Origin of the sequence: Vibrio sp. BS-M-Sm-2 (assembly GCF_041504345.1) — a bacterium.
In the GTDB taxonomy this organism is placed as follows: domain Bacteria; phylum Pseudomonadota; class Gammaproteobacteria; order Enterobacterales; family Vibrionaceae; genus Vibrio; species Vibrio satsumensis.
Genome location: NZ_CP167894.1, coordinates 801135 through 821783, shown reverse-complemented (window position 1 = coordinate 821783; position 20649 = coordinate 801135). Strand labels below are relative to the sequence as shown.

At 45.0% G+C, this 20649-nt stretch carries 21 protein-coding genes and 1 pseudogene; 13 read left to right on the top strand and 9 right to left on the bottom strand.

The genetic code is table 11. The features are described 5' to 3' along the window. The first annotated feature begins 164 nt into the window (after positions 1-164). From AB8613_RS03640 to AB8613_RS03615, 6 genes and pseudogenes are all read left to right on the top strand, one after another. On the top strand, positions 165-722 hold the full coding sequence (locus AB8613_RS03640; protein ID WP_146491933.1) for a DUF1439 domain-containing protein: 558 nt from the start codon (positions 165-167) through the stop codon (positions 720-722). Between the two features lie 224 nt (positions 723-946). After that, positions 947-1150 (top strand): annotated as a pseudogene (locus AB8613_RS03635) (CDGSH iron-sulfur domain-containing protein); the annotation flags it as partial. A gap of 286 nt (positions 1151-1436) precedes the next feature. Next, complete coding sequence (locus AB8613_RS03630; RefSeq protein WP_366669659.1) at positions 1437-1496, top strand: hypothetical protein; 60 nt, start codon at positions 1437-1439, stop codon at positions 1494-1496. Between the two features lie 23 nt (positions 1497-1519). Continuing rightward, a complete protein-coding gene (locus tag AB8613_RS03625) occupies positions 1520-2509 on the top strand; it encodes an FMN-binding glutamate synthase family protein (protein ID WP_372384792.1) in 990 nt (329 codons plus the stop codon). Between the two features lie 249 nt (positions 2510-2758). Further along, positions 2759-3565 carry an arylamine N-acetyltransferase gene (locus tag AB8613_RS03620; protein ID WP_372384508.1) on the top strand — a complete coding sequence of 269 codons (807 nt, stop codon included), beginning with the start codon at positions 2759-2761 and terminating at the stop codon, positions 3563-3565. A 19-nt stretch (positions 3566-3584) separates the two neighbouring features. Next, positions 3585-4112 (top strand): NADPH-dependent FMN reductase, encoded by a 528-nt coding sequence (locus tag AB8613_RS03615; RefSeq protein WP_372384507.1) that lies wholly within the window; start codon positions 3585-3587, stop codon positions 4110-4112. Positions 4113-4201: 89 nt separating this feature from the next. On the opposite strand, the gene AB8613_RS03610 is transcribed toward AB8613_RS03615, so the two are convergent. Next, the gene (locus tag AB8613_RS03610) at positions 4202-5014 is read right to left on the bottom strand and encodes an enoyl-CoA hydratase/isomerase family protein (RefSeq protein ID WP_372384506.1); all 813 of its coding nucleotides are present in this window, start codon (positions 5012-5014) and stop codon (positions 4202-4204) included. A 130-nt stretch (positions 5015-5144) separates the two neighbouring features. Here AB8613_RS03610 and AB8613_RS03605 point away from each other — a divergent pair, with 130 nt between their 5' ends. Both AB8613_RS03605 and soxR read left to right on the top strand, forming a co-directional pair. After that, complete coding sequence (locus AB8613_RS03605) at positions 5145-6104, top strand: LysR family transcriptional regulator (protein WP_372384505.1); 960 nt, start codon at positions 5145-5147, stop codon at positions 6102-6104. A gap of 102 nt (positions 6105-6206) precedes the next feature. Next, positions 6207-6647: a redox-sensitive transcriptional activator SoxR gene (soxR, locus tag AB8613_RS03600; RefSeq protein WP_048658223.1), complete on the top strand. Its 441-nt coding sequence runs from the start codon at positions 6207-6209 to the stop codon at positions 6645-6647. A 17-nt stretch (positions 6648-6664) separates the two neighbouring features. Here the strand turns inward: soxR and AB8613_RS03595 are convergent, their stop codons facing one another. After that, a complete protein-coding gene (locus AB8613_RS03595; RefSeq protein WP_372384791.1) occupies positions 6665-7429 on the bottom strand; it encodes a carbohydrate deacetylase in 765 nt (254 codons plus the stop codon). A gap of 302 nt (positions 7430-7731) precedes the next feature. Here AB8613_RS03595 and AB8613_RS03590 point away from each other — a divergent pair, with 302 nt between their 5' ends. After that, on the top strand, positions 7732-8112 hold the full coding sequence (locus AB8613_RS03590; protein WP_139684457.1) for a VOC family protein: 381 nt from the start codon (positions 7732-7734) through the stop codon (positions 8110-8112). A 119-nt stretch (positions 8113-8231) separates the two neighbouring features. Then, the gene (locus AB8613_RS03585; protein ID WP_372384504.1) at positions 8232-8633 is read left to right on the top strand and encodes a globin; all 402 of its coding nucleotides are present in this window, start codon (positions 8232-8234) and stop codon (positions 8631-8633) included. A 164-nt stretch (positions 8634-8797) separates the two neighbouring features. On the opposite strand, the gene AB8613_RS03580 is transcribed toward AB8613_RS03585, so the two are convergent. The 4 genes from AB8613_RS03580 to AB8613_RS03565 form a co-directional block, all read right to left on the bottom strand. Beyond that, the gene (locus AB8613_RS03580; protein ID WP_372384503.1) at positions 8798-9829 is read right to left on the bottom strand and encodes a LacI family DNA-binding transcriptional regulator; all 1032 of its coding nucleotides are present in this window, start codon (positions 9827-9829) and stop codon (positions 8798-8800) included. A gap of 277 nt (positions 9830-10106) precedes the next feature. Further along, positions 10107-11183: a porin gene (locus AB8613_RS03575; protein WP_146491784.1), complete on the bottom strand. Its 1077-nt coding sequence runs from the start codon at positions 11181-11183 to the stop codon at positions 10107-10109. A 248-nt stretch (positions 11184-11431) separates the two neighbouring features. Continuing rightward, positions 11432-12448 (bottom strand): nuclear transport factor 2 family protein, encoded by a 1017-nt coding sequence (locus tag AB8613_RS03570; RefSeq protein ID WP_017629761.1) that lies wholly within the window; start codon positions 12446-12448, stop codon positions 11432-11434. 143 nt (positions 12449-12591) lie between these two features. Further along, positions 12592-13887: an MFS transporter gene (locus AB8613_RS03565; protein ID WP_372384502.1), complete on the bottom strand. Its 1296-nt coding sequence runs from the start codon at positions 13885-13887 to the stop codon at positions 12592-12594. 348 nt (positions 13888-14235) lie between these two features. On the opposite strand from AB8613_RS03565, the gene AB8613_RS03560 reads away from it, so the two are divergent. After that, positions 14236-15777: a sodium/solute symporter gene (locus tag AB8613_RS03560; protein WP_285952864.1), complete on the top strand. Its 1542-nt coding sequence runs from the start codon at positions 14236-14238 to the stop codon at positions 15775-15777. 127 nt (positions 15778-15904) lie between these two features. On the opposite strand, the gene AB8613_RS03555 is transcribed toward AB8613_RS03560, so the two are convergent. Then, complete coding sequence (locus AB8613_RS03555; RefSeq protein WP_372384501.1) at positions 15905-16390, bottom strand: Lrp/AsnC family transcriptional regulator; 486 nt, start codon at positions 16388-16390, stop codon at positions 15905-15907. A gap of 122 nt (positions 16391-16512) precedes the next feature. On the opposite strand from AB8613_RS03555, the gene AB8613_RS03550 reads away from it, so the two are divergent. Further along, positions 16513-17112 (top strand): LysE family translocator, encoded by a 600-nt coding sequence (locus AB8613_RS03550; protein WP_016798109.1) that lies wholly within the window; start codon positions 16513-16515, stop codon positions 17110-17112. Positions 17113-17249: 137 nt separating this feature from the next. On the opposite strand, the gene ahpF is transcribed toward AB8613_RS03550, so the two are convergent. Next, the gene (gene ahpF, locus AB8613_RS03545; RefSeq protein ID WP_372384500.1) at positions 17250-18842 is read right to left on the bottom strand and encodes an alkyl hydroperoxide reductase subunit F; all 1593 of its coding nucleotides are present in this window, start codon (positions 18840-18842) and stop codon (positions 17250-17252) included. A gap of 198 nt (positions 18843-19040) precedes the next feature. Next, positions 19041-19598 (bottom strand): alkyl hydroperoxide reductase subunit C, encoded by a 558-nt coding sequence (gene ahpC, locus AB8613_RS03540; protein WP_017629768.1) that lies wholly within the window; start codon positions 19596-19598, stop codon positions 19041-19043. A 489-nt stretch (positions 19599-20087) separates the two neighbouring features. Between ahpC and AB8613_RS03535 the strand changes: the two genes are divergently transcribed. Beyond that, on the top strand, positions 20088-20579 hold the full coding sequence (locus AB8613_RS03535; RefSeq protein WP_372384499.1) for a VOC family protein: 492 nt from the start codon (positions 20088-20090) through the stop codon (positions 20577-20579). Positions 20580-20649: the final 70 nt, after the last annotated feature.

The following is a 20649-nucleotide window of genomic DNA, read 5'->3' as shown; positions in this document are numbered from 1 at the left end:
CATGTGTCATTCTCTCAAGCGGGAAATCCAATCTGGTGCTTTACTTACTGATATTTATGCTTATTAATAAAGGTATTCACGAATATCGTGTTTTTACTGTTTTGTTTATTGATGATCACACAGTAAACTCCGCGCTAGTCACTAACGATAAAGAGCTGATATTGATGATAATTAACGTAGCAAAAAAGTTCATTTTGGCAGCGTCTGCGCTGGTGCTAAGTGGTTGTGTGAGCTATAGCGTGACTGAACAAGAAATGACGAACTACCTACAAGATTCTGTGATGTTAGAGCAAGAAGTCGGTGTGCAAAACGTTATGTATGCGCAAGTGGCGGTTGATGACTTAGCGGTGCAAATTGGTCGATCTGATGCCGAGCGTGTGTCTGTTCTGGCGAATACCAATGCAAAGGTTCAAGTGTTTAACATGCCAAACATGGGGTTGGATTTAGACTTAGAGTTCAGCGCGATTCCTGAATACGACAAGGAAAGTGGCGAGGTGTATCTAAAGTCGTTGCGACTAGAACGCTTTGAGGAGAAGGGCAAACAACTTTCGCCAGAAATAGAGACACTACTCAAACCTGCGGTATCGATGATAGGTTTTGCTTTGTCTCAGTCTCCTGTTTACAAACTCGACAGCAATAAGGTTCAAGAGTCGTTGATTAAGTCATCGGAACCGAATCTAGTGATCAGAGACAACAAGTTGGTTATCGAACTGTTCGATTAACCCTACGTGCATTAGCTTTGACTAAGCTCCAACACATAATGGCTGCCTACTAGGTAGCCATTTTTGTTTGTGTTGAGTCGGTCATGACTGTTTTTAGTCGGTTTACTTACCTTGTCTATCAGTCTCATTTATTGAATTAGCCGCGTATCTCACCTTTACTTTACTCTTGTGAGCAAGTCATCGCTTCAGTCATCAAATCATAAAAAAGAAAAGGTGAACGAACTATGAAGAGTCCAGTAATCGCGGATAACAAACCCGTCAAAGTAGAGCTGACGAAGGGAGAGGAGTATTACTTCTGTACCTGTGGGAAATCGAAAAGCCAACCGTTTTGTGACGGTTCTCATGCAGGAACCGGCTTCAAACCGAAAAGCTTTGTCGCCGAAGAGAGTGGTGATGCGTACCTGTGCCGCTGTAAGTATTCTAACAACCTTCCTTTTTGCGATGGCACTCATAAACAGTTCACTGCGGAGCAAGTTGGGCAAGAGGGCCCTGAAGTTCATGTTCAAGCTGCTGCGCCAGATTTGTCTCCTGCTGCGAGCGCAACCAAAGAAGAACCGACCGTCGAGTTTATTCATCAGCTAGCGCGTGATGGTTTATCCAAGGTCGGGCATCATGGGCCAATGACCTCTATGGGCGTGCCAAGACACCTATTGCCTCACTGGGATGATATTCAAGTGATGGTTGCACAAATGGCGACCAAACCGTTATTGGAAAATGTGCCCGTCGGAACTGAGCTTATTATTGGGCCAAAAGCGAAAAAGCCGCTCAAATTGAACATCTCCTTGTTTGTTTCTGATATGAGTTTTGGGTCTTTGTCTGAAGAAGCGAAAATATCTTTAGCGACAGGCGCAGAGCTTGCAGGAACTGGGATTTGCTCCGGAGAGGGCGGAATGTTGCCTGAAGAGCAAGCGGCGAACTCACGTTACTTTTATGAATTAGCCAGCGCGCAATTTGGTTACGATGAAGCTAAGCTCAAAAATGTCCAAGCCTTCCATTTTAAAGGTGGGCAGGGTGCTAAAACCGGAACCGGCGGCCACCTACCGGGTGCGAAGAACATCGGCAAGATAGCTGAGGTTCGTGGTATTGAAGCAGGTACCGCCGCGATTTCCCCACCCACCTTTGTTAATCTAAAAACTGTCGAGGATTTCAAAAATTTTGCCGACCGAGTTCGAGAAGTGACGGGCGGTATCCCAATAGGCTTCAAGCTAAGTGCTAACCATATCGAAGAAGACATTCAGTTCGCATTAGATGCCAGTGCCGATTACATCATTCTAGACGGTCGAGGCGGCGGTACTGGGGCTGCGCCAGAAATGTTCCGAGACCATATCAGTGTGCCAACGATTCCAGCTTTGGCTCGCGCTAGAGCTTACCTTGATAAACAAGGCGTCAGTGACCGAGTTACATTGATCATCACGGGTGGTTTACGCGTTCCGATGGACTTTGTGAAAGCGATGGCGCTTGGTGCTGATGGCGTCGCTATCTCAAACAGCGCTATGCAGTCGATAGGGTGTGTGGCGGCGAGAATGTGTAACACTAATAATTGCCCGGCGGGTATTGCGACTCAAAAGGCCGACTTACGTCAGCGTTTAAATGTCGAGAAAGCATCGAATCAGCTTAAAAATTTCTTCGAGGCGTCGACAGAATTAATGCAAGTGATGGCGAGAGCGTGTGGGCATGATCATCTGAATCAGTTTAACCCTCACGATCTGGCAACATGGAATCGCGAAATGGCGGAGCTATCGGGTGTTGCCTATTCGGGTGTCAGTCCATTAAATCAATCTGAGTAAATAACACCTCAATAAAGCACACCCACTGCATTCTGGGTGTGCTTCTTTTTGTCTATGCAATACAAGTTCGTATTTTGCCTGCGGTAATTCCCTGTTTTATAGTCATTTTTAAATTATTTCCTACTTATTGAAAATATCACTTTACCTCAAGTTAACTTGAAGTTTTATCATCTCTCTCGAACTTAAGAAATCACCTGTTTTGTTGTGAGTTAATCACGAGAAGGCAATAAAATGAGAATAGGTTGGGATATGGAACAGAGAAATATTAACGAATACTTTTCGAGAATCGGTTTGCCAGAAACAACGGGTGCAACCATCGAAAACCTAAAAGCCATTCATCAACATCAACACCGAAGTATCCCTTTTGAAAACTTTGATGTGATTAATGGTCAACCTATTCTGCTTTCTCAAGAGGCGCTTCATGAAAAGCTGGTGGTTAATCAACGAGGTGGTTACTGCCAAGAGTTGAATGGACTGTTGCTGAATGTGTTAAGCCACTTGGGCTTTGAAGCCAGAAGCTTACTTGGTCGTGTTCATTTAGCGGGCGAGCCGACAGGGCGTAGCCACCGAGTGACCTTAGTGACCATTGATGGCAAACAATGGCTGGTGGATGCAGGCTTTGGCACTTTTACCCCTCGTGCTCCATTATTGCTAGAAGCCAACCTTGAGCAGAACTCTGGTTTACAAAATACCGACTTACAAACCTTCCGCTTCATCGAAGACGAACTGTATGGCTTGCTACTGCAGATAAAGCAGGGTGAAGAGTGGATGAATGTATACAGCCTAGACATGACGTATGTGTGCGCCAACGATTTAGAGTCGAGTAACTTCTTCACATCAACCAGCCCGAAATCGATTTTTACGTCGAACTGTATTGCGGCACTGCCAATTGAAGATGGGATCGTCACGCTACTTAATCAAAAGATCAAAGTGACGAAAAACGGCTCAACAGAAGAGTGGTTGCTCGAAGATGAAGCGTCTTACTTTGCTGCCCTACAAACCTACTTTGGGCTGACGCCTAATGTACCTTTTTCAACTTTAAAGAAATGTTTTTAACCGAATTCGAGGATAAATAATGAAAGTATTAGCGATTGGCGCGACCAACAGTACAACATCAATAAACCAACAACTTGCCGCATACACCGCAAGCTTAGTTGAGGGGGCTCAAGTCGAAGTACTTGATCTCAATGATTTCGAGATGCCAATTTACAGCGAGAAAAGGGAGCAAGAATCAGGTGTTCATCAACACGCTCAACGCTTCTTTGACAAGATCGGAGAATCAGATGCGGTTGTGATCTCCTTTGCTGAATACAACGGCTCATACACAGCCGCCTTTAAAAACGTATTTGATTGGGCATCGCGTATTGATATGAAGGTGTATCAAGGCAAACCTGTGGTCATGCTCGCGACATCTCCAGGGCCTGGGGGCGCGACCTCGGTGTTGTCTTCTGCGGTCAATTCAGCACCGTACTTTGATGCTGATGTGAAAGGCTCGATGTCAGTACCAAGCTTCTACGATAATTTCGATATGGAATCGGGAGAGATGACTAACCCAGAAATGATTGAACACCTCAAGATGATCATGAACAAAGTCGTTCGATAGACTTCTACTCAGTGAATCAATCAAAGGTGAGTGGATAGAACGCAAATTGAAAAGACAGCCACCATTCAATGGTTGTCTTAATGTGGGTTCTAGTTTGATAACTCAGCAGCAGTATCGGCGAAGATACCTGGCATATCTTTAGCTTCACGCTCAGTTTGGCCGCCATGTTTTAGAAATGCACCGATGATAGCCGCGGTTTTTTGCTCTTTTGCACGCTCTAGGAAGTATCTTAGTTCTAGCTCTGCGCCCGCTTGCTCATCTTTGATTGAGGTGGCGATGATCTCTTTGTACATCACGATGTCACGTATTTCTAATTGGCTGATCACGCCTAGTGTAGCCGCTAAGAAACTGTCTAGTTCCGCTTTTGGTACAAACTGCGTAATGATGTTACGGCTCTCTGCTTGTTGAGCTGTAAAATCGTTGCCTAGTAGCAATGCTTGTAGCGCTTTGTTTTTGCCCATGCGTCTTGCAAATTGCACTGCGCCTTGGCCACCGGTCGGGATGTTTACATGAATTTCTGGTTGTGCGAACGCTGAGTTTTCAGTGCCGTAAGCAAGGTCACACGCCATCACAAATTCATTACCGCCCCCGCGAGCGACACCATCAACCGCAGCAACAGACACTTGTTTCATCGCTTTAATGTTCTCGATCATGTGGTTGAATTCAATTGAACCTGCTTGTCCACCTTGAGTTCCGTTGATCACTTTGAGATCTAAGTGAGCCAAAAAGAAGCTCTCGTTCAATGATTTAAATACAACCACTTTGGTATCACGATCATCTTTTAATGAAAGAACAAATGCGTTGATCTCATTGATCAAATCGAAAGTCAGCACGTTCACTGGTGGGTTGTTGATTGATACCGTTGCAATGCCATTTGAGTTAGTCACAGATAGTAATGTCATGGGGTTTTCCTCTAATAATTTGGGACTGAATGTTGTCTCCGTTATGTGCAGCTACTATAAATCTGTAATAAGATGAGAAAAATAGTCATATTGGCACTTAATTGGTGCTCTGAATGCAACAAAGGTCGTTATGGATATCTCTAGTCGTTTATTATTGTTACTTGAAGTGGTTGAGCTGGGTTCGTTTGTCAAAGTTGCTGAGCAAAGAAATGTCGACCGTTCTGTTATCTCAAAGCAGATCAGTCGTCTTGAAGAAGAACTCGATGTTCGCTTGTTGAATCGCACAACACGTTCTCTATCTTTGACGGCGGCTGGCAATGAAATGGTCAATCAAGCGCATCAGCTTCGTGCACTGTTGAACGATACTCGACGCTTGGCGCAAAACTATCATGCAGAGCCTCGAGGATTATTAAGAATCACCAGCTCTACCATGTTTGGTCGGCAATATGTTCAGCAGGCGATATCGGTTTTTCAGAAGCAATATCCGGACGTAGACTTCGAATTACGACTCGAAGATCGAGTTGTTGATATGGTCAAAGAAGGGTTTGATATTGGCTTTCGAATTGGCAAGCCAAAGAATTCAAGCTTGATCAGTCGTAAGGTTGCTCGAAGCAGACTCTTGATCGTGGCTTCGCCTGAGTTCATTGCTCAGCATGGAGAGATCAATACGATTGAGAAGTTAGAATCATTACCTGCAACGATCTATGCCGCGCCAGGTTTACTGATTGATCAGTTCTCGTATGTCGACCAACAGGGTAAGGCACAGCACTTTCAACTAAATGCGACCTACAAAGTGAATGATGTTGAGATGATTCCTAAAAGCGTGGTGGCAGGAAGTACACTTGCTGTGGTGACCGCGCAAATGTTGACCGATGAAATCACCAGTGGGCAGTTAGTCCCGATCATGACTCACCTTCAACTGGATGATTTTGGTACTTTCTACGCGGTGTATCCACATCGAGATGCCCCAATTAAAACCAAGCTGTTCCTCGACACATTGAAGTCGATAGTGGGAGAAGATATGCCTATTTGGGAACAGAACATTCCAGGGTTTGAGTCCATGTACGGCAATACCTTAGCCAAAATCTAAGTGAGGTCACAAGGGCTGAACTTAAACTTAAGATTAACTTTAGCTATACTTAATTTCATGGATTGGAATGGCTAGATAACCGAACAAGGGAAGTGAACGAAGATGAAAAACGTCGTGTATTTAACGATTGGTCAACTTTCGGAGCGAAGCGGTGTCGCTCCTTCAGCGCTGCGCTTTTATGAAACCAAAGGGCTGATTGCTTCGATTCGCACTAATGGCAATCAACGTCGCTATCAATCCGCGATGTTACGACGAATCGCCCTGATTCAAGTCGCTCAGTCGATTGGTTTTACGCTTGAAGAGATCACAGAAGAGCTGTCTACCTTACCAATGAACCAGACCGCGACTAAGCGTGATTGGGAGCGAGTCGCGAAGAAATGGCAAGGACAACTCGACAGCAAGATGGCACAAATCCGCTCGCTACAAGAGAACCTAACCGGCTGTATCGGCTGCGGTTGTTTGAGTATGCAGAAGTGCCATTTATTGAACCCTGAAGATATCCTGCACGACCAAGGGCAGGGCGCTCAACGCATCGTTGATTAGCCCTAAATTAAGGTTCCCTATCTGAGAGCGTTGAATCCAATACATTCTATTTGATTGTCGTTAAGCCACTGCTTGAGTTCCGAGCTGGTGAGAAGTTGATGCTCTTCCACTCGTTTTTCGCTGTAGCTAGACAGTGACTTTAGCTCCTCGCTCGCAGAAAGCGCGGGGTGACACATCAACTCGACGGTGCCGTTGGGCATTGCGGTTTGGTAGCTCATTAGCAAGTCTTGTAAGCCTGCTAGCGAAACTCCCTCGTCAAAAAATCGCATGTCGAAAGCGTCAGGTGTTGCTACCGAAAGCGACACTTGCCCGCTCAAAATGTTGTCGATACGTCTTACTGGTAAGCCAATTTGATTGACGGTTCGAGTAAATGCCGCCTTGAGTGGCTTAAACACACCCCCGAAGTGATGGCTATCGATGTGGTTGATCTTCAAACCTGCCGTAATGGCGGCCTGATATTGTGCGTTGAGTTCAAGTCTCACTTCTTCTTCGACGACATCCGTTTTGTTGAACAACGTCGCTTTATCTAAAAAGTAACCTTGGTTATCCACCAAGCTTGGTATTAATTCTGGTGCGCTAAGAGGTTTCCCTGCGGTGACCGTAAAGTGCAAGCCTAGTTCCGGCACTAAACTTTGGTGATAGAGCTCAATCGCGTGTTGTGTTCCCGGTTGGTTCATCATGATGGTGGTCGACTTCACTATGCCCGCTTTGAAGCAATCGACGATGCCATGGTTCACGCTTTCAGTGAGGCCGAAATCATCGGCGTTGAGTATCAATTTCATCATGACCTCTTATTAAAAAATTTGGATTCAATATCTTGAATGAGCTCAACTGTCACTGAGCTTATTAGCTGCTATTACCGAGCTTATTAGCTTCTAACAAAATGCCACACTAAGCGAGTCGATGAGCAAACGCAGGCATGAAGTCTAAGTTCTCACTAATCGTTTCTAGTAAAGCCTCATCGATGTGCGAGCCACTATCGATGATTAGGTTAGGCTGCAATTATGACCGAATAGCGTGCCTAGACAAACGCAAATTATAGGTCTAGTTTAGGGTGTTCTTTCAATAAAAGAAGAGGTTAGTTATGTTCAGCCATGTTTTTCTCGGTACCGAAGATATTGAACGCGCGAAGGCTTTTTATGACCCAATCATGAAAGTGCTTGGTTATAGCGAAGGCTCGGTTGACCCTAAAGGGCGCTGTGTTTACGTTAGCCAAACGGGCGTATTAGGTTTAACCAAACCGATTGATGGTCAGCCAGCGACGCACGGCAATGGCATGACGGTGGGTTTTCTAGCGTCTTCTCCTGAAGCTGTGGATGAGTGGCACCGTGTCGGCGTCGAAAATGGTGGCACAAGCATTGAAAACGGCCCCGGAGCGAGAGGTTCTGACGAGCGTCGCTTGTACATGGCTTATTTGCGAGATCCTGATGGGAACAAGATCTGTGCAACTCACTTTATGCCATAGTTTACGTTATGCCATAGTGGCGTATACTTAGATCATGTTGATGGTTCGGAGTTGGCGAAGTCGCGGCTCTGAACTTGTTAGCGTCCTGAAGACTCAAAATTTTGCAAAGGGTCAGCTAGATGACATCGAACGAACTGTTTTATGAAAGCTTTGAGCGCTGCCGGATTGACCAAGAATTTCTTGAAACGTTTTTGGCGGATTTCTGCAAACATAACCCTAGATTTTCGGAGAGATTCGAAAGTATAGGCTTAGAACAACAAACCAAGATGCTCAAGGCCTCGATCATCCTTATCTACAACTCTGCTGGTCTGCCGAGCGTACGAAACTCGGTGAGAAAGCTTGGAAAGCGGCATAAAGATTTAGGGTTGGATATTTCTGAGCAAGAGCTCAACGAGTGGTTCAACTCGTTACTCAATACGGTTAAAAAATACGATCCTCACTATGATGAAAGCGTCGAACTAGCTTGGACAGAAACTCTCGAAGCAGGCTTAACTATCATGAAGAAAGAGTGCGTAGTCTGAATCAAAATGTGTACAAAGTAAGCCTCGCATAACAAGAGGCTTACTCATTTTATCTATTCAATTAAAAGGTAAAGCCTGCTTGGATACTTAGTACCGACTCAGGGGTATACCAATCAGTACTTCCTCCGAACTGATACCAATCAAATCCAGGTTGAAGAAAAACACTATTTCATTTTCAACGTGGTGTTTCGTTCAATAAATTTCACTGGCACCATCAGCTTAATTAAGCTCGTGTCTTGCTCTTGAATCTGGCTAACAACAATTTTTACTGACTCGCGGGCAAGGCGTCTGAAATCTTGCTTGAAGGTAGTGAGTTGGTAGTTCAACCACTGAGTTTGCGGAATATCATCAAAACCAATCACTTGAAGATCTTCTGGAATACGCAGGTTGAACTCTAAGCGCGCCACATCCATTACCGCCATCGCTAGGTTATCTGTCGCGCAGAAAATCGCTTGAGGATGTGTGGGTTCTGAGAATAGGGTTCGAATGGTATCGAGTGCATCAAGGTAGTCGTAGTCAGCTTCAATAACACGAGCTTGCTTGCCAGTGAGGTCTTCGAATTCTGAACAAAAGCCCGATTCACGCTCGCCGTTGGTGTAGGTTGGTACGTTACCTGTCAGGTAAACTGCTGATTTCGTTCCCACGCTATGAAAGTGTTGAGCGGCAACTTGGCCTGCGGCGTAGTTGTCACTCACTACATGGCTACTCTTAGTCCCTTCAACCACTCGTGCATATTGAACGATCGGGATATCGAACTCTTCACACTCTTCATAAAGCGACTTATTAAAGGTCGCAGAAGCGGCAATCACGCCATCAACTCGGTATTGGAAGATATTAGGAATAGAGTGGTTATCGTTTCCATCAACTTGCCAAGGAATCAATACCGCAGAGTAACCCTGTTTTTGTAGCTCAGTGGAGATAAGCTGTAGGGTTTTCATGTGGATAGGGTAGTCAGCGTCAGGAAAAACTAGGCCAATCAATTTGGATTCATTTGTCGTCAGACTGCGGGCAAAGGCATTGGGACGATAATTCAACGATTTTGCTGCATCGAACACTTTCTGCTTGGTCTTTTCAGACACCGAACTGCCCGGTACAAATACGCGAGATACCGTTGATTGAGAAACGCCAGCGAGCTTAGCGACATCTTTTGAAGTAACGGTTGGCTTTGACGCCGTGGAGTGTTTTGGAGAGTTCATAGACCATACTTTTGAACCTAATTAACTGCGCACAGGATACCATAATTAGGTACGTACTCATAAAGCAATAACAAGGAATGATATGAAAAATAAGGAATAATGACTATTTTGAATTTGATGTTGGGTATAACCCATTCTCTGTGTTGGAAAAAAGTATGATTACAGAGATAGTGACTAAAAAGCTCTGCGTGAGAGCAGAGCTTTAGATTACGAGTTTACCCACAAATTGAGTGACATATTACTAAGCCATAAGCCATAAGCCATAAGCCACTAGCCATTAGAAGTAGTAACGAATACCAGCCGCGAATTGATCATCGCTATTCTCGTAATGGTTACCAACAGACTTGTCGTTGCCATTATCAAACTGGTATTCCGTCCACACTAAGAACTTGTTCTTCTTAAAGTGGTACTCAAGGCCAGGGATAATTAGCTGACGCTCGTAGCCATTTGCGTTGTCGTCTGTGTCCGTTAAGTAGTTAACGTTAAAGGTTGGACGTAGACCATTTTCAAAGTGGTAGTAGGTGAAGAATTCAGCACCACGGTGGTCGTAGAATTCAGCTTGGCTGGTGGTTTCCCAGTTTGAACCTTGGCTGTAGGTGAAACCAACGAATAGACCATCATTGGTATAGTTAACGCCTAATAGACCAATGCGTTGTGTATCGCCATCTTTGATGTTTTGAACGCCCGCATCGACATCATCAAACTCATTCTGGTGGTAAGCTAAACCAATGGTTAGGCCATCCATAATAGTGTACAGCGTTGATGCGCCCATACCGTTTTTCAGGGTTGCTGTTAAGCCGTCTGCTAGGCCAACATCTTCGCGAGTGGTTTGGTAAGTGAAGCCGTATTTCCAGTTGTCATTGATGTTGTTGCGGTAAGTAATTGAGTTTTCAGCACGGCCTGTACCAGAAGCAATACCCCAGTCAGATAGGTTGTAGTAACCAGAACCACGTGAACCAAATACCCGGCCCATATCGGTAAACCAAGCCACGTCGTAGAAGGTAGACCATTGTTTTGTGCCGGCAGCAATCTTACCGTATTTCTCGTGCTCAACGCCTGCGTATAGAAGTCGGTCGTAAATGTTATTGCCGTTAGCGCCTGAGTTATAACCCCATTCGGCATGGCCAAAGCCAGTCCAGTCGTTGTCTAGTCCCATTTGACCCTTAAGGCCGAAACGCGAACTACCGCTGTTCCATTCGCCGTTGTGATCGCCACCTTTATCTTGGTAACGAACGTCGAAACGACCATCTAGTGTTAGGCTATCGCCCGCGTCATTGGTAAAAGTGTGTGCAGCAAAAGCAGAACCCGAGGTAAGTGCTGTCAGGATCACTGCTGAAAGAATCGACTTATTCATTGTTATTCTCTTTATTCAGGCCGCAGAAAGCCACCGTGCTTTCGAGCCCGTTATATTGGTAATGGTTTGGCAGGGTGTACCCCATCCATGAGGTACTAGTGGATTCAATTATTAGTGGAGCAATAATGAATTGGTTGGAGCACTTACTAGGAGCGAGAAGGATCTCCCAGTAAGCGTAGCAACCCAAATCAGATGCCTATTTAGGTTGCCACTGTTTCGTTTCAATCTTTTGGATTAAAGCGTTTGGATTAAAGCGTTGGGTTCATGATGGTTGAAGTACGTTCGAACACGTCTAGACCTTGCTGTTGTAGCCAGTAAGGAAGGTCGATAAGAACCCAGTTTTCAGACAGCTTGTCACCATCACGGTAGTACACGTCAACCACTTGCATGTTTGCACGGACTTCACCGCCAGTCATACCTAGGAAGCCACCTGTTGGTGTGTTTGATAGGTTTGGCCAACCGAAGAAGCAAGAGAAGTTACCTTCAGCGAAGCGACAAACGTGGCCGTTGAACTTCTTGTCTTTCAGGTTGTTACGGAAAGGCAGTTGGTGCTGCTGTTGGTAGCGAGGAATTGTGTAAGACGCGCCGATACCACATGGACCGTACCAAATCATGTCTTTTGACCAGCTCTTCGCTAGTACTTCTGGTGGGCAACCCATCGCGCCGCTGTCGTTAAGAGCAGAAAGGTCATCAACCATTTTGTTTACTAGCGCTAGTGTTGCAACGCCTTCTTCTGGATCTGCATCTTCAAATAACAGACCATCGTGGTTACGTGGACCAGGGTAAACGAAGTGCTTACCAGTTGAAGGTGGAAGTGGGTAGCAACCCGCTTGGTCCATCATGCCTAGTAGATCTAGGAACAGGCCAGTCTTTGTGATTTTGCCATCAACAACACAGTTAAATTCTGCGTAGCGAACGTTCATGATTTTGCCGGTAGGGCGCATGCCTAGGTATTCAGCATCGAACAGACCCATGAAGTGACCCATGCTCATTACCCAAATCTCATCTGGGTTAACTTCGTTGTTACCGCCGATGAAGATGTCTTGACGACGCTGCATGCGAGTCATTGATTTCATCATAGGAGCCCAGAATACGTCAGCCGCAGCTTGTGCGCCTTCTTGCTCACGGAATGGGTAAACACCGCGCCACAAGTAATCTTCAGAAGTGTGTGCTTTTAAAACTTCAGCAACGTTCTCGTGAGTTGCGTTTTCCATTGCATCAAAGTATTCGCGAACAATGCGTTTAGCTTCTTGATATTTAGACATAATTCATTCTCTTTTTGTTGTCGAGTCAACATTCGGAACAGGACTCGATTTGGATTTTGTTACCGGCTGACTAATCAGCCGGATTGATGTTTGTTTCGCGTCTTTAGAGGCGTTCAACTTTTTGAGGTTTCAACTAAAGGGGATTAAGCTTTTGCTGTTTCCGCTTTTTTGCTCTTGTCGAAGATGCCGCCTTTCAATGTTTCTGGTAGTGATAGCCACAGTAGACCAGCCACAATCCATACGATTGGTGAGCCCCACATTGTTGTCGCAAGGTCGCTGCGCTCTTGAATGAATACCAACACCATTGGTGCCCACATGCCGATGATACGACCGCCGTGGAACAGTGCAGCACCGAAGCTACGTAGGTGAGCTGGGAACAGTTCTGAGAAGTAACCACCCCATACTGCAGAAGCTGACAGACCGAAGTTGTAGATAAGACCTAGAATAGCCAGCATGTTTAGGCTGCCGATCATCACGTCGCTTGGTGCGACAAAGAATACTGAAGCCATAACACCCGCAAGGATGAAGCCAAACGCATTCACTTTACGGCCGTATTTATCGGCGATTGCACCCCATACCCAAGCACCGAATAGAGAACCGAATGCCGAGATAGAGAAGATGATGCCGATGGTCGCACCGTCAAATTGACGAACATCTTTTAGGTACGTTGTCACAAAGCCAGAGAAGAATTGGTAGCCGTAGAAGTTAAGGCCGGCCAGTAATAGACAAGTGATCGTTAGCTTGCGGTATGGTGCGCTTAGCATTTCACCCCAAGAACCTTTCTTCGCTGGTTTATTCGATGCTTCAGCCGCGGCTTGATCTTCTTCACCGTAGGCGATCACTTTCTTGTCGCTAGGCAGGATGAAGATCATCAGTGCAGCAGCAACTAGAGGAGGAATACCACCCACCCACATTAGGCTCTGCCAAGGTGCATCGATGCTAGAAATGAATGCCGCGTATGCGCCCATTGCCATTAGAGCAACCGAGAACATAGAAGAAGCGAATGCCGTCAACTTACCGCGAACCGTTGGTGTGAATAGGCCGATCATCAGGCTTACTGCTACGGTGAAGTAACCACCCAAAGAAATACCGATGATGAAACGCATCGCTGCCCACATCGCGTAGTCGGTAAACATCATGTTGATGATGGTTGCGCCGCCGTTCAGTGCTGTGATGACAATAAGAGTCGATTTCTTACCAAAGTTTGATGCCACCCATGCACAGCTTAGGGCACCAATAAGTGCGCCAACCGACTGCCATGTATAGAACTGAGCGGTATCCGCCAAGTTAATACCATCATACGCATCAACGATGTATGGGCGTACGTAGTCAATAATTACAAAGTTATAACAATAGAAAAAGTAGCCCACTAGAATTGCAAGATAAGCAGCTACCCTTTGAATCATAGGAACTTCGCTCATGTGTTTTTTAGTAGTCATGACCGATAAACCTTTATTTTATATAGGGTGGTTGTAGTTTTGATTATTGTGCAGTGGTTATTGATATTCACCACACCGTCGTCGTTTCGGGAGAGATAATAGAGTTTTTGTGGTTATTAGATCCGTGATCAAAGTCAACTTTAAAATGAGTGCGTACCCATTTTGTGTATTTTAGTGATCTGGATCCTGTTAGATCGTGTGTTTGGGCTTTTCTGGGCGTTTTGAGCGTTTATTCGTCTATATTAGTGACAATACTCACACTTACTGTGGGTTTTTGAGGGAAAATATCCAATTTTGAGTAATATTGGCGACGAATGATTAGAAGAATACAATAAACGGAATCTCAAAATGGTTACGTACTCAAGTTTTGTGGTTATTGCTATTTATGTGTTAACTACTTTATTTATCAGCTACTTAGTAAATAAACGCTATAGCGTTGGTGGCGACTTTTCGACTGGTGGAAAACAATTTGGTTGGTTTACGGCGGGTGTGTCGATTCTTGCAACCTACATCAGTGCGATGACGTTCGTGGGTATGCCGGGCTGGGTTTATAGCTCAGGCATGGAAGCAATGAGCGTTCATCTGAATTACCCAATAGTGATCTTTTTCGCTGTGGTTTTCTTTGTTCCGGTGTTTTACAAACTTGGCCTGACCTCGATTTATGAATACTTAGAGCACCGCTTCGGCGTTGTTGCTCGCACGATCAACTCCGTCGTGTTTATTGTGGTTCAGTGTATTTCGGCAGGGGTGATTTTGTATGCGGTGGCATTGATCTTGGTGCAAGTGCTGCCGGTGAGTATCTCTGAGGCGATCATCTACATCAGCTTATTTACTGCGTTGTATACCTATGCAGGCGGTATCTCGACAGTAATCTGGACTGACATGCTTCAGTCAGCAGTGTTGATTATCGGCAGTATTGCGATCTTTGTTTTATTGTTGATGAAAATCGATGCGGGCGAGGTGTTGTCTCCTGAACATTTGAATATCATCAATCTCGATTTTGACTTGGGCGTTGATACCACATTGTGGGCTGGTGTCGTGGCTGTGAGCTTCTTGCACCTGAGTGTGTATGGTACTAACCAGCTGATTATTCAAAGAACGTTGGCGACTAAGTGCGTTAAAACAGCGCAAAAATCGATGCTGCTTTGTGGTTACGGCGCTTTCTTCATCTATCTGTTTTTTGCTGTGATGGGCGTTTTGTTGAGTGTCTTTTATCAAGACACCAGTTTTGAGAATAGTAATGAAGTGATTCTCGATTTCGTGTTTAACCACACTAACCCAATCATTGTTGGGCTTGTAATCTCAGCACTGTCGGCTGCGGCGATGTCGACACTGGATTCTACTTATAACTCAATGGCAACTGTGGCGACATTCGATTTCTATAAGCGCTTTTTCCGTAAATCAGTCTCCGATGCGCATTTAGAATCGGTGGCAAGAAAAATGAGTCTCGTTGCTGCCGCTTCGGTTGTTGTGCCTGCTTTACTGGCGGTTTCTAACGAATCTGTACTCAAAACCATTGCCAGCCTGACTTCAATTTTTGTTGGTATTCGTCTTGGCTCTTTCATCCTTGGTTTGTTCTTCAAGAAAGCGAATGAGAAGGGCGTGATTGCCGGCAGTATCGGTAGTGTGGTTGTGGTGTTCATTGCCAAATACAGTGGTATTTCTTGGCCTTGGTTTGCACTGATTGGCACCGTCGTTTTTCTCGTTCTTGGTGTTATCGTGAGCCGATTCTTTGGTGAAGTCACTCAACAACAGAATGAATTTATCGCTAAGCAAAAACATTTGTTCGCTAAGCCAACCGCGAGTCACTACGGCTTATTGGTGTTCGCCGTTGTGACCATTGCTGCTTGTACTGTTATCCCTGATTGGCTTTATACCGCTCTTTCTTAACTCACCCTTGTGAATAGCCAAGTTGGTTAAACCAAACAAGTAATCACGTTAAGTTCAGCGCTTTAGAATTCAGAAATCTATAGCGGCTGGGCTTTTTGTTTGATGTGTTTTAGGGAGAGACAGCTGACTAGTCTGAAAGCGGCAGCTGATAGCTGTTTTTCAACTCTTTCACTGAGATGTTGGATTGAATCGCACTCACGCCTTTCACTCTTCGAATCGAGCTAATACGCTCAAAGTACTCTTCTAAATCTTTTGCCAACACTTGCACCATGTAATCGGCGCCGCCTGCAATGCAGTGACACATTGGAATCCAATCGGTTACCGCGACAAACTCTTCGAACGGTTCTGTGTTTTCAACCTCGTGGTTGCCTAGAGTCACTAAGGTAAAGCCTGCTACGTGCAAACCTAACTTCTTGCGGTTGAGTTTGGCGGCGTAACCATCGATATAGCCGGTCTCTTCCATGCGTTTCCAGCGGCGCCAGCATGGGGTTTCGCTGAGGTTAACCTTTTCAGCGAGCTTGCTGTTGCTCATGCGACCGTCTTGTTGGATGTGTCCTAAGATGGCGATATCTGTGTCATCTAACACTTCTTTGGTGGATTCTTTCTGTTTCATGGCTATTTTAGAAAATTCTTGCTCAAATTTGCATTAATATTAGCCTATATAGCAATTTAATTCCTAGTCGAATCTGTAAACTCTCTCCGTATAAATACTTTACTTATTAGGAGTGAGAGGAAATGAGCTCTCAATTAATGCTGGCGTTCTTGCTATTTTCAACATCAATTGCAATTACCCCTGGGGCAGGCAATATCGCATTACTTGGGATTTCAAGTCGTTATGGATTTGCTGCGACTTTACCTTTTATCTCTGGGAACGCTGTTGGCATCATCATCGTACTGGCGGGTTCCAGTGTCGGTTTGGTGAGCCTATTTACCCTTTACCCAGAGCTATACAACATTTTAAAGTACGCGGGCGCGGCTTATTTGCTGTTCATGGCATGGTCGATTGCTAACATGCAAATCGAAGAAAGCACCACCGACAATCGTTCAGGTTTCATGTCTGGTGTGCTGGTGCAGGTGTTAAACCCTAAAGGTTGGATAGCGTCATTAACCGTGTTTTCACAGTTCATCACTCCGAATGCAGACTACCTGATTCAAGTGGTGACCATTATTGCTGGTATGGTGATCACGGGCGTACCATGCATGTTGGTGTGGGCGTATTGCGGCACCATGCTTAAAAAGCTACTGCAATCACCGAAGCAGATGATGTTTGTGAACCGTTGCTTGGGCGGAAGCTTAGCGATGGTGGTTGCCTTTATGCTTTATCAACCTGCATAAAGCGTCGCTACAAATAAAAAAAACCACTCCTAAATCCATAGGAGTGGTGTCTAAAAATTGACTAAGTCGTTAACAATAAAGTATTAAGCTAACAAATATTTAAGGAATCTTGAGTTAAAAGCTTTTAAATATAAAGGTTAAGCCGTTTCAGCCTCTTTAACTGGAGCTGAATTACGGATTAGATGGTCAAATGCACCTAAACTTGCTTTAGCACCTTCACCCATCGCGATGATGATCTGTTTGTAAGGAACTGTTGTTACATCACCCGCTGCGAATACACCTTTCATTGATGTTGCGCCATGAGCGTTAATCTCGATCTCACCGCGTGGTGATAGTTCTACCTTCGTTCCTTTCAACCATTCGCTGTTTGGCATTAGGCCGATTTGAACAAAGATACCCGCTAGTTCGATCTGTTTTAGTTCTTCAGTGTTGCGGTCTTTGTATTCCAGACCGGTTACGCGATTTCCATCACCCAACACTTTTGTGGTTTGAGCCATCTTGATGATTTCGATGTTTGGTGTTGCGTTCGCTTTGTCGATAAGCACTTGGTCAGCACGCAGTGTGTCTGCAAATTCAAGTACGGTTACATGTTCCACAATACCTGCTAAGTCGATAGCCGCTTCAATGCCTGAGTTACCGCCACCGATAACCGCTGTTTTCTTACCTTTGAACAGTGGACCGTCACAGTGTGGGCAGTAAGCAACGCCTTTGTTGCGGTACTCTTGTTCACCTGGAACGTTCATTTCACGCCAGCGAGCTCCGGTACTGGTGATGACTGTGCGAGCTCGCAGTGTTGCGCCGCTCTCTAGTTCAACGTGGATGTAACCGTCTTCGGTGTCTTCTGCCGCAATGATGTTCGCAGCGCGCTGCTCCGTCATCACTTCAACACCGTACTCTTTTACGTGCTCTTCAAGGCTTGCCACTAATTTAGGGCCAGTTGTCGCTTTCACTGAGATAAAGTTCTCAATCGCCATGGTATCCATTACTTGGCCACCGAATCGGTCAGCAACTACACCAGTGCGAATGCCTTTACGTGCTGCGTAAATCGCTGCTGAAGAACCTGCAGGGCCGCCGCCGACAACCAATACATCAAAAGGTGCTTGTTGGTTTAGGTTTGCTGCTTTCTTTTCTGCTGCGCCTGAGTCGACTTTGTTAAGGATCTCAGCCAGTGACATACGGCCTTGACCAAATAGCCCACCATTAACGAATACGCTTGGTACTGCCATGATGTCGCGAGACTTCACTTCGTCTTGGAATGCTGCGCCATCAATCATCGTTGTCTTAACCAGAGGGTTAATCGCCGACATCATGTTGAATGCTTGAACCACTTCTGGACAGTTTTGGCATGAGAGTGAGATAAAAATCTCTACATTGAGCTCTTGGTCGAGTTCTTTAATTTGCTCTATTACATCAGCTTCAAGCTTGATAGGGTGACCACCACTATGAAGCAGTGCCAGTACCAGTGACGTGAACTCGTGACCCATTGGTAAACCGGCGAAACCGATCGCAGTGCCTTTATCTTGGTTGACTACCTGCATGATAGGGCTACGCGTGCTTGCGCTATCATCACGAGTCACTTCAATTTTGTCCGTTAAAGACGCGATGTCATTTGCTAGGTCTTGGAGTTTGTTTGCGGTATCGCTGTCATCAAGGCTCAGCACTAACTGAACATTGGTTTTTAAGTTTTCTAGGTATGCTTTTAGCTGCTGCTTCATTGCTTGATCTAACATAATCGTGCCTGCTCTTAAATTCTGTGTCTTGGTATTGACCAATACCTTCTTGCTGAAAAAGGAAAATAAAAAGGGGGCGCAAGTCGGCAAATATTGTGGTGTTGATGGTTTGAAAGGGTGGCGCGCAACTGCCCTTTAGGAGGGAGGCCGAAGCGCGCCTGTAGAACCGTTTATTTGTTCTTTTTAGATAGGCTTAGATTAAATCTTGCCTACTAGGTCTAGAGATGGAGCTAGAGTCTCTTCGCCTTCTTTCCATTTAGCTGGGCAAACTTCACCTGGGTTAGCGGCTACGTATTGTGCTGCTTTAACTTTGCGTAGTAGGTCTTCAGCGTCACGGCCGATACCTTCAGCAGTGATTTCCATTGCTTGGATAACGCCTTCTGGGTCGATTAGGAACGTTGCACGGTCTGCAAGGCCTTGGCCTTCACGCATTACGTTGAAGTTGTTTGTGATGTTGCCAGTTTGGTCGCCTACCATGAAGTATTCGATAGTGCCGATTTTGTCAGAAGTATCGTGCCATGCTTTGTGAGAGAAGTGCGTGTCAGTTGATACTGAGTAAACTTCTACGCCGCGAGATTGAAGCTCTGCGTATTTTTCTTGCAGGTCAACTAGCTCAGTTGGACATACAAACGTGAAGTCTGCTGGGTAGAAGAAGAATACTGCCCACTTGCCTTTAACGTCTTGCTCTGTGATTTCTACGAATTCGCCGTTTTTGAATGCTGTTGCGTTGAATGGTTTGATTTCTGTGTTGATCATGGTTTGACTCTCTTTCTAATTTGTAGTGTTTAACGCTATCCCGCGTCGATGGAGATATATTGCATCCGCACCGTAAATTAGTGAAATCGGACATTTCTATAGATTCAATAGGCAAATCCTATCTTCGAAAAGAAAAGACTATCGGTAAAAGCTATCAACAAAAACTATTAGCAAAAGTCATCAAACATCAGCATCACCCATTTGAGGATCTATGCTCTTTAGGCTGTCCTCTACATTTGGCTTATATCTATTAGCGTGAACATCGATTTATCGTGTGAGTATCTACGTATAGCGTGAACAGCTATGTAGACAGCGTTTCTTTAAGTGATCTGAGATCCCATATTGATTTTAAATAACAAAAAATTATTATTAATATAAATTATGATAATTTAATTTAATCAGTATCCCTCCCTATACTCTCTTCATCGAAACGAGATACCGAAGCTAGACTTCGAAAAGCACAGAATAAAAAACGAATTGGAGAAAGTTATGAAAATGAATCACGTAGGCATCATGGTAGGCGACATGGACCAAGCAGTAGAGTTTTACACTAAAGCGCTAGGTCTAAGAGTTGTAATGAACAACACTAAGGTGATGGAAGAACGCGAATCAGCAATTGGCCGTATGTGTATCGCTGTTTTTGGCGAAGGCTTCAAAGGCTTCAACATTGCACACCTAGTTACATCTGATGGTATCGGTGTTGAACTGTTCGAAATGGTTGACCGTGAAGAGCGTCATAACGTTGATTTCTCTCGTTTAGGTATCTTCCACTTCTGTTTACAGCTTCCAAAAGAGCAATTTCATTCTGCTATTAAACGCGTTGAAGAGTTTGGCGGTAAGGTTCGTATGGACATCATGCGCTACCACCCAGAAGACGAACAAAAACAAGCACAAATGGTTTACCTAGAAGACCCGTTTGGCAACCTATTCGAGTTCTACTCTCACTCATACGAAGATACGTACGCGACTGATTACGAGTAATCGCGTTACTGCCTTCGACAAGGTAGAAGAACCGAAACACTCCCTAAAGAGGATTGGTAGCGATACCAAT

What these genes read in the sequence shown, in the direction of transcription:
- AB8613_RS03640 (WP_146491933.1), top strand. Translation starts at nt 165, where the DNA reads ATGATAATTAACGTAGCAAAAAAGTTCATTTTGGCAGCGTCTGCGCTG.
- AB8613_RS03625 (WP_372384792.1), top strand. Translation starts at nt 1,520, where the DNA reads ATGAGTTTTGGGTCTTTGTCTGAAGAAGCGAAAATATCTTTAGCGACA.
- AB8613_RS03620 (WP_372384508.1), top strand. Translation starts at nt 2,759, where the DNA reads ATGGAACAGAGAAATATTAACGAATACTTTTCGAGAATCGGTTTGCCA.
- AB8613_RS03615 (WP_372384507.1), top strand. Translation starts at nt 3,585, where the DNA reads ATGAAAGTATTAGCGATTGGCGCGACCAACAGTACAACATCAATAAAC.
- AB8613_RS03610 (WP_372384506.1), bottom strand. Translation starts at nt 5,014, where the DNA reads ATGACATTACTATCTGTGACTAACTCAAATGGCATTGCAACGGTATCA.
- AB8613_RS03605 (WP_372384505.1), top strand. Translation starts at nt 5,145, where the DNA reads ATGGATATCTCTAGTCGTTTATTATTGTTACTTGAAGTGGTTGAGCTG.
- soxR (WP_048658223.1), top strand. Translation starts at nt 6,207, where the DNA reads ATGAAAAACGTCGTGTATTTAACGATTGGTCAACTTTCGGAGCGAAGC.
- AB8613_RS03595 (WP_372384791.1), bottom strand. Translation starts at nt 7,429, where the DNA reads ATGAAATTGATACTCAACGCCGATGATTTCGGCCTCACTGAAAGCGTG.
- AB8613_RS03590 (WP_139684457.1), top strand. Translation starts at nt 7,732, where the DNA reads ATGTTCAGCCATGTTTTTCTCGGTACCGAAGATATTGAACGCGCGAAG.
- AB8613_RS03585 (WP_372384504.1), top strand. Translation starts at nt 8,232, where the DNA reads ATGACATCGAACGAACTGTTTTATGAAAGCTTTGAGCGCTGCCGGATT.
- AB8613_RS03580 (WP_372384503.1), bottom strand. Translation starts at nt 9,829, where the DNA reads ATGAACTCTCCAAAACACTCCACGGCGTCAAAGCCAACCGTTACTTCA.
- AB8613_RS03575 (WP_146491784.1), bottom strand. Translation starts at nt 11,183, where the DNA reads ATGAATAAGTCGATTCTTTCAGCAGTGATCCTGACAGCACTTACCTCG.
- AB8613_RS03570 (WP_017629761.1), bottom strand. Translation starts at nt 12,448, where the DNA reads ATGTCTAAATATCAAGAAGCTAAACGCATTGTTCGCGAATACTTTGAT.
- AB8613_RS03565 (WP_372384502.1), bottom strand. Translation starts at nt 13,887, where the DNA reads ATGACTACTAAAAAACACATGAGCGAAGTTCCTATGATTCAAAGGGTA.
- AB8613_RS03560 (WP_285952864.1), top strand. Translation starts at nt 14,236, where the DNA reads ATGGTTACGTACTCAAGTTTTGTGGTTATTGCTATTTATGTGTTAACT.
- AB8613_RS03555 (WP_372384501.1), bottom strand. Translation starts at nt 16,390, where the DNA reads ATGAAACAGAAAGAATCCACCAAAGAAGTGTTAGATGACACAGATATC.
- AB8613_RS03550 (WP_016798109.1), top strand. Translation starts at nt 16,513, where the DNA reads ATGAGCTCTCAATTAATGCTGGCGTTCTTGCTATTTTCAACATCAATT.
- ahpF (WP_372384500.1), bottom strand. Translation starts at nt 18,842, where the DNA reads ATGTTAGATCAAGCAATGAAGCAGCAGCTAAAAGCATACCTAGAAAAC.
- ahpC (WP_017629768.1), bottom strand. Translation starts at nt 19,598, where the DNA reads ATGATCAACACAGAAATCAAACCATTCAACGCAACAGCATTCAAAAAC.
- AB8613_RS03535 (WP_372384499.1), top strand. Translation starts at nt 20,088, where the DNA reads ATGAAAATGAATCACGTAGGCATCATGGTAGGCGACATGGACCAAGCA.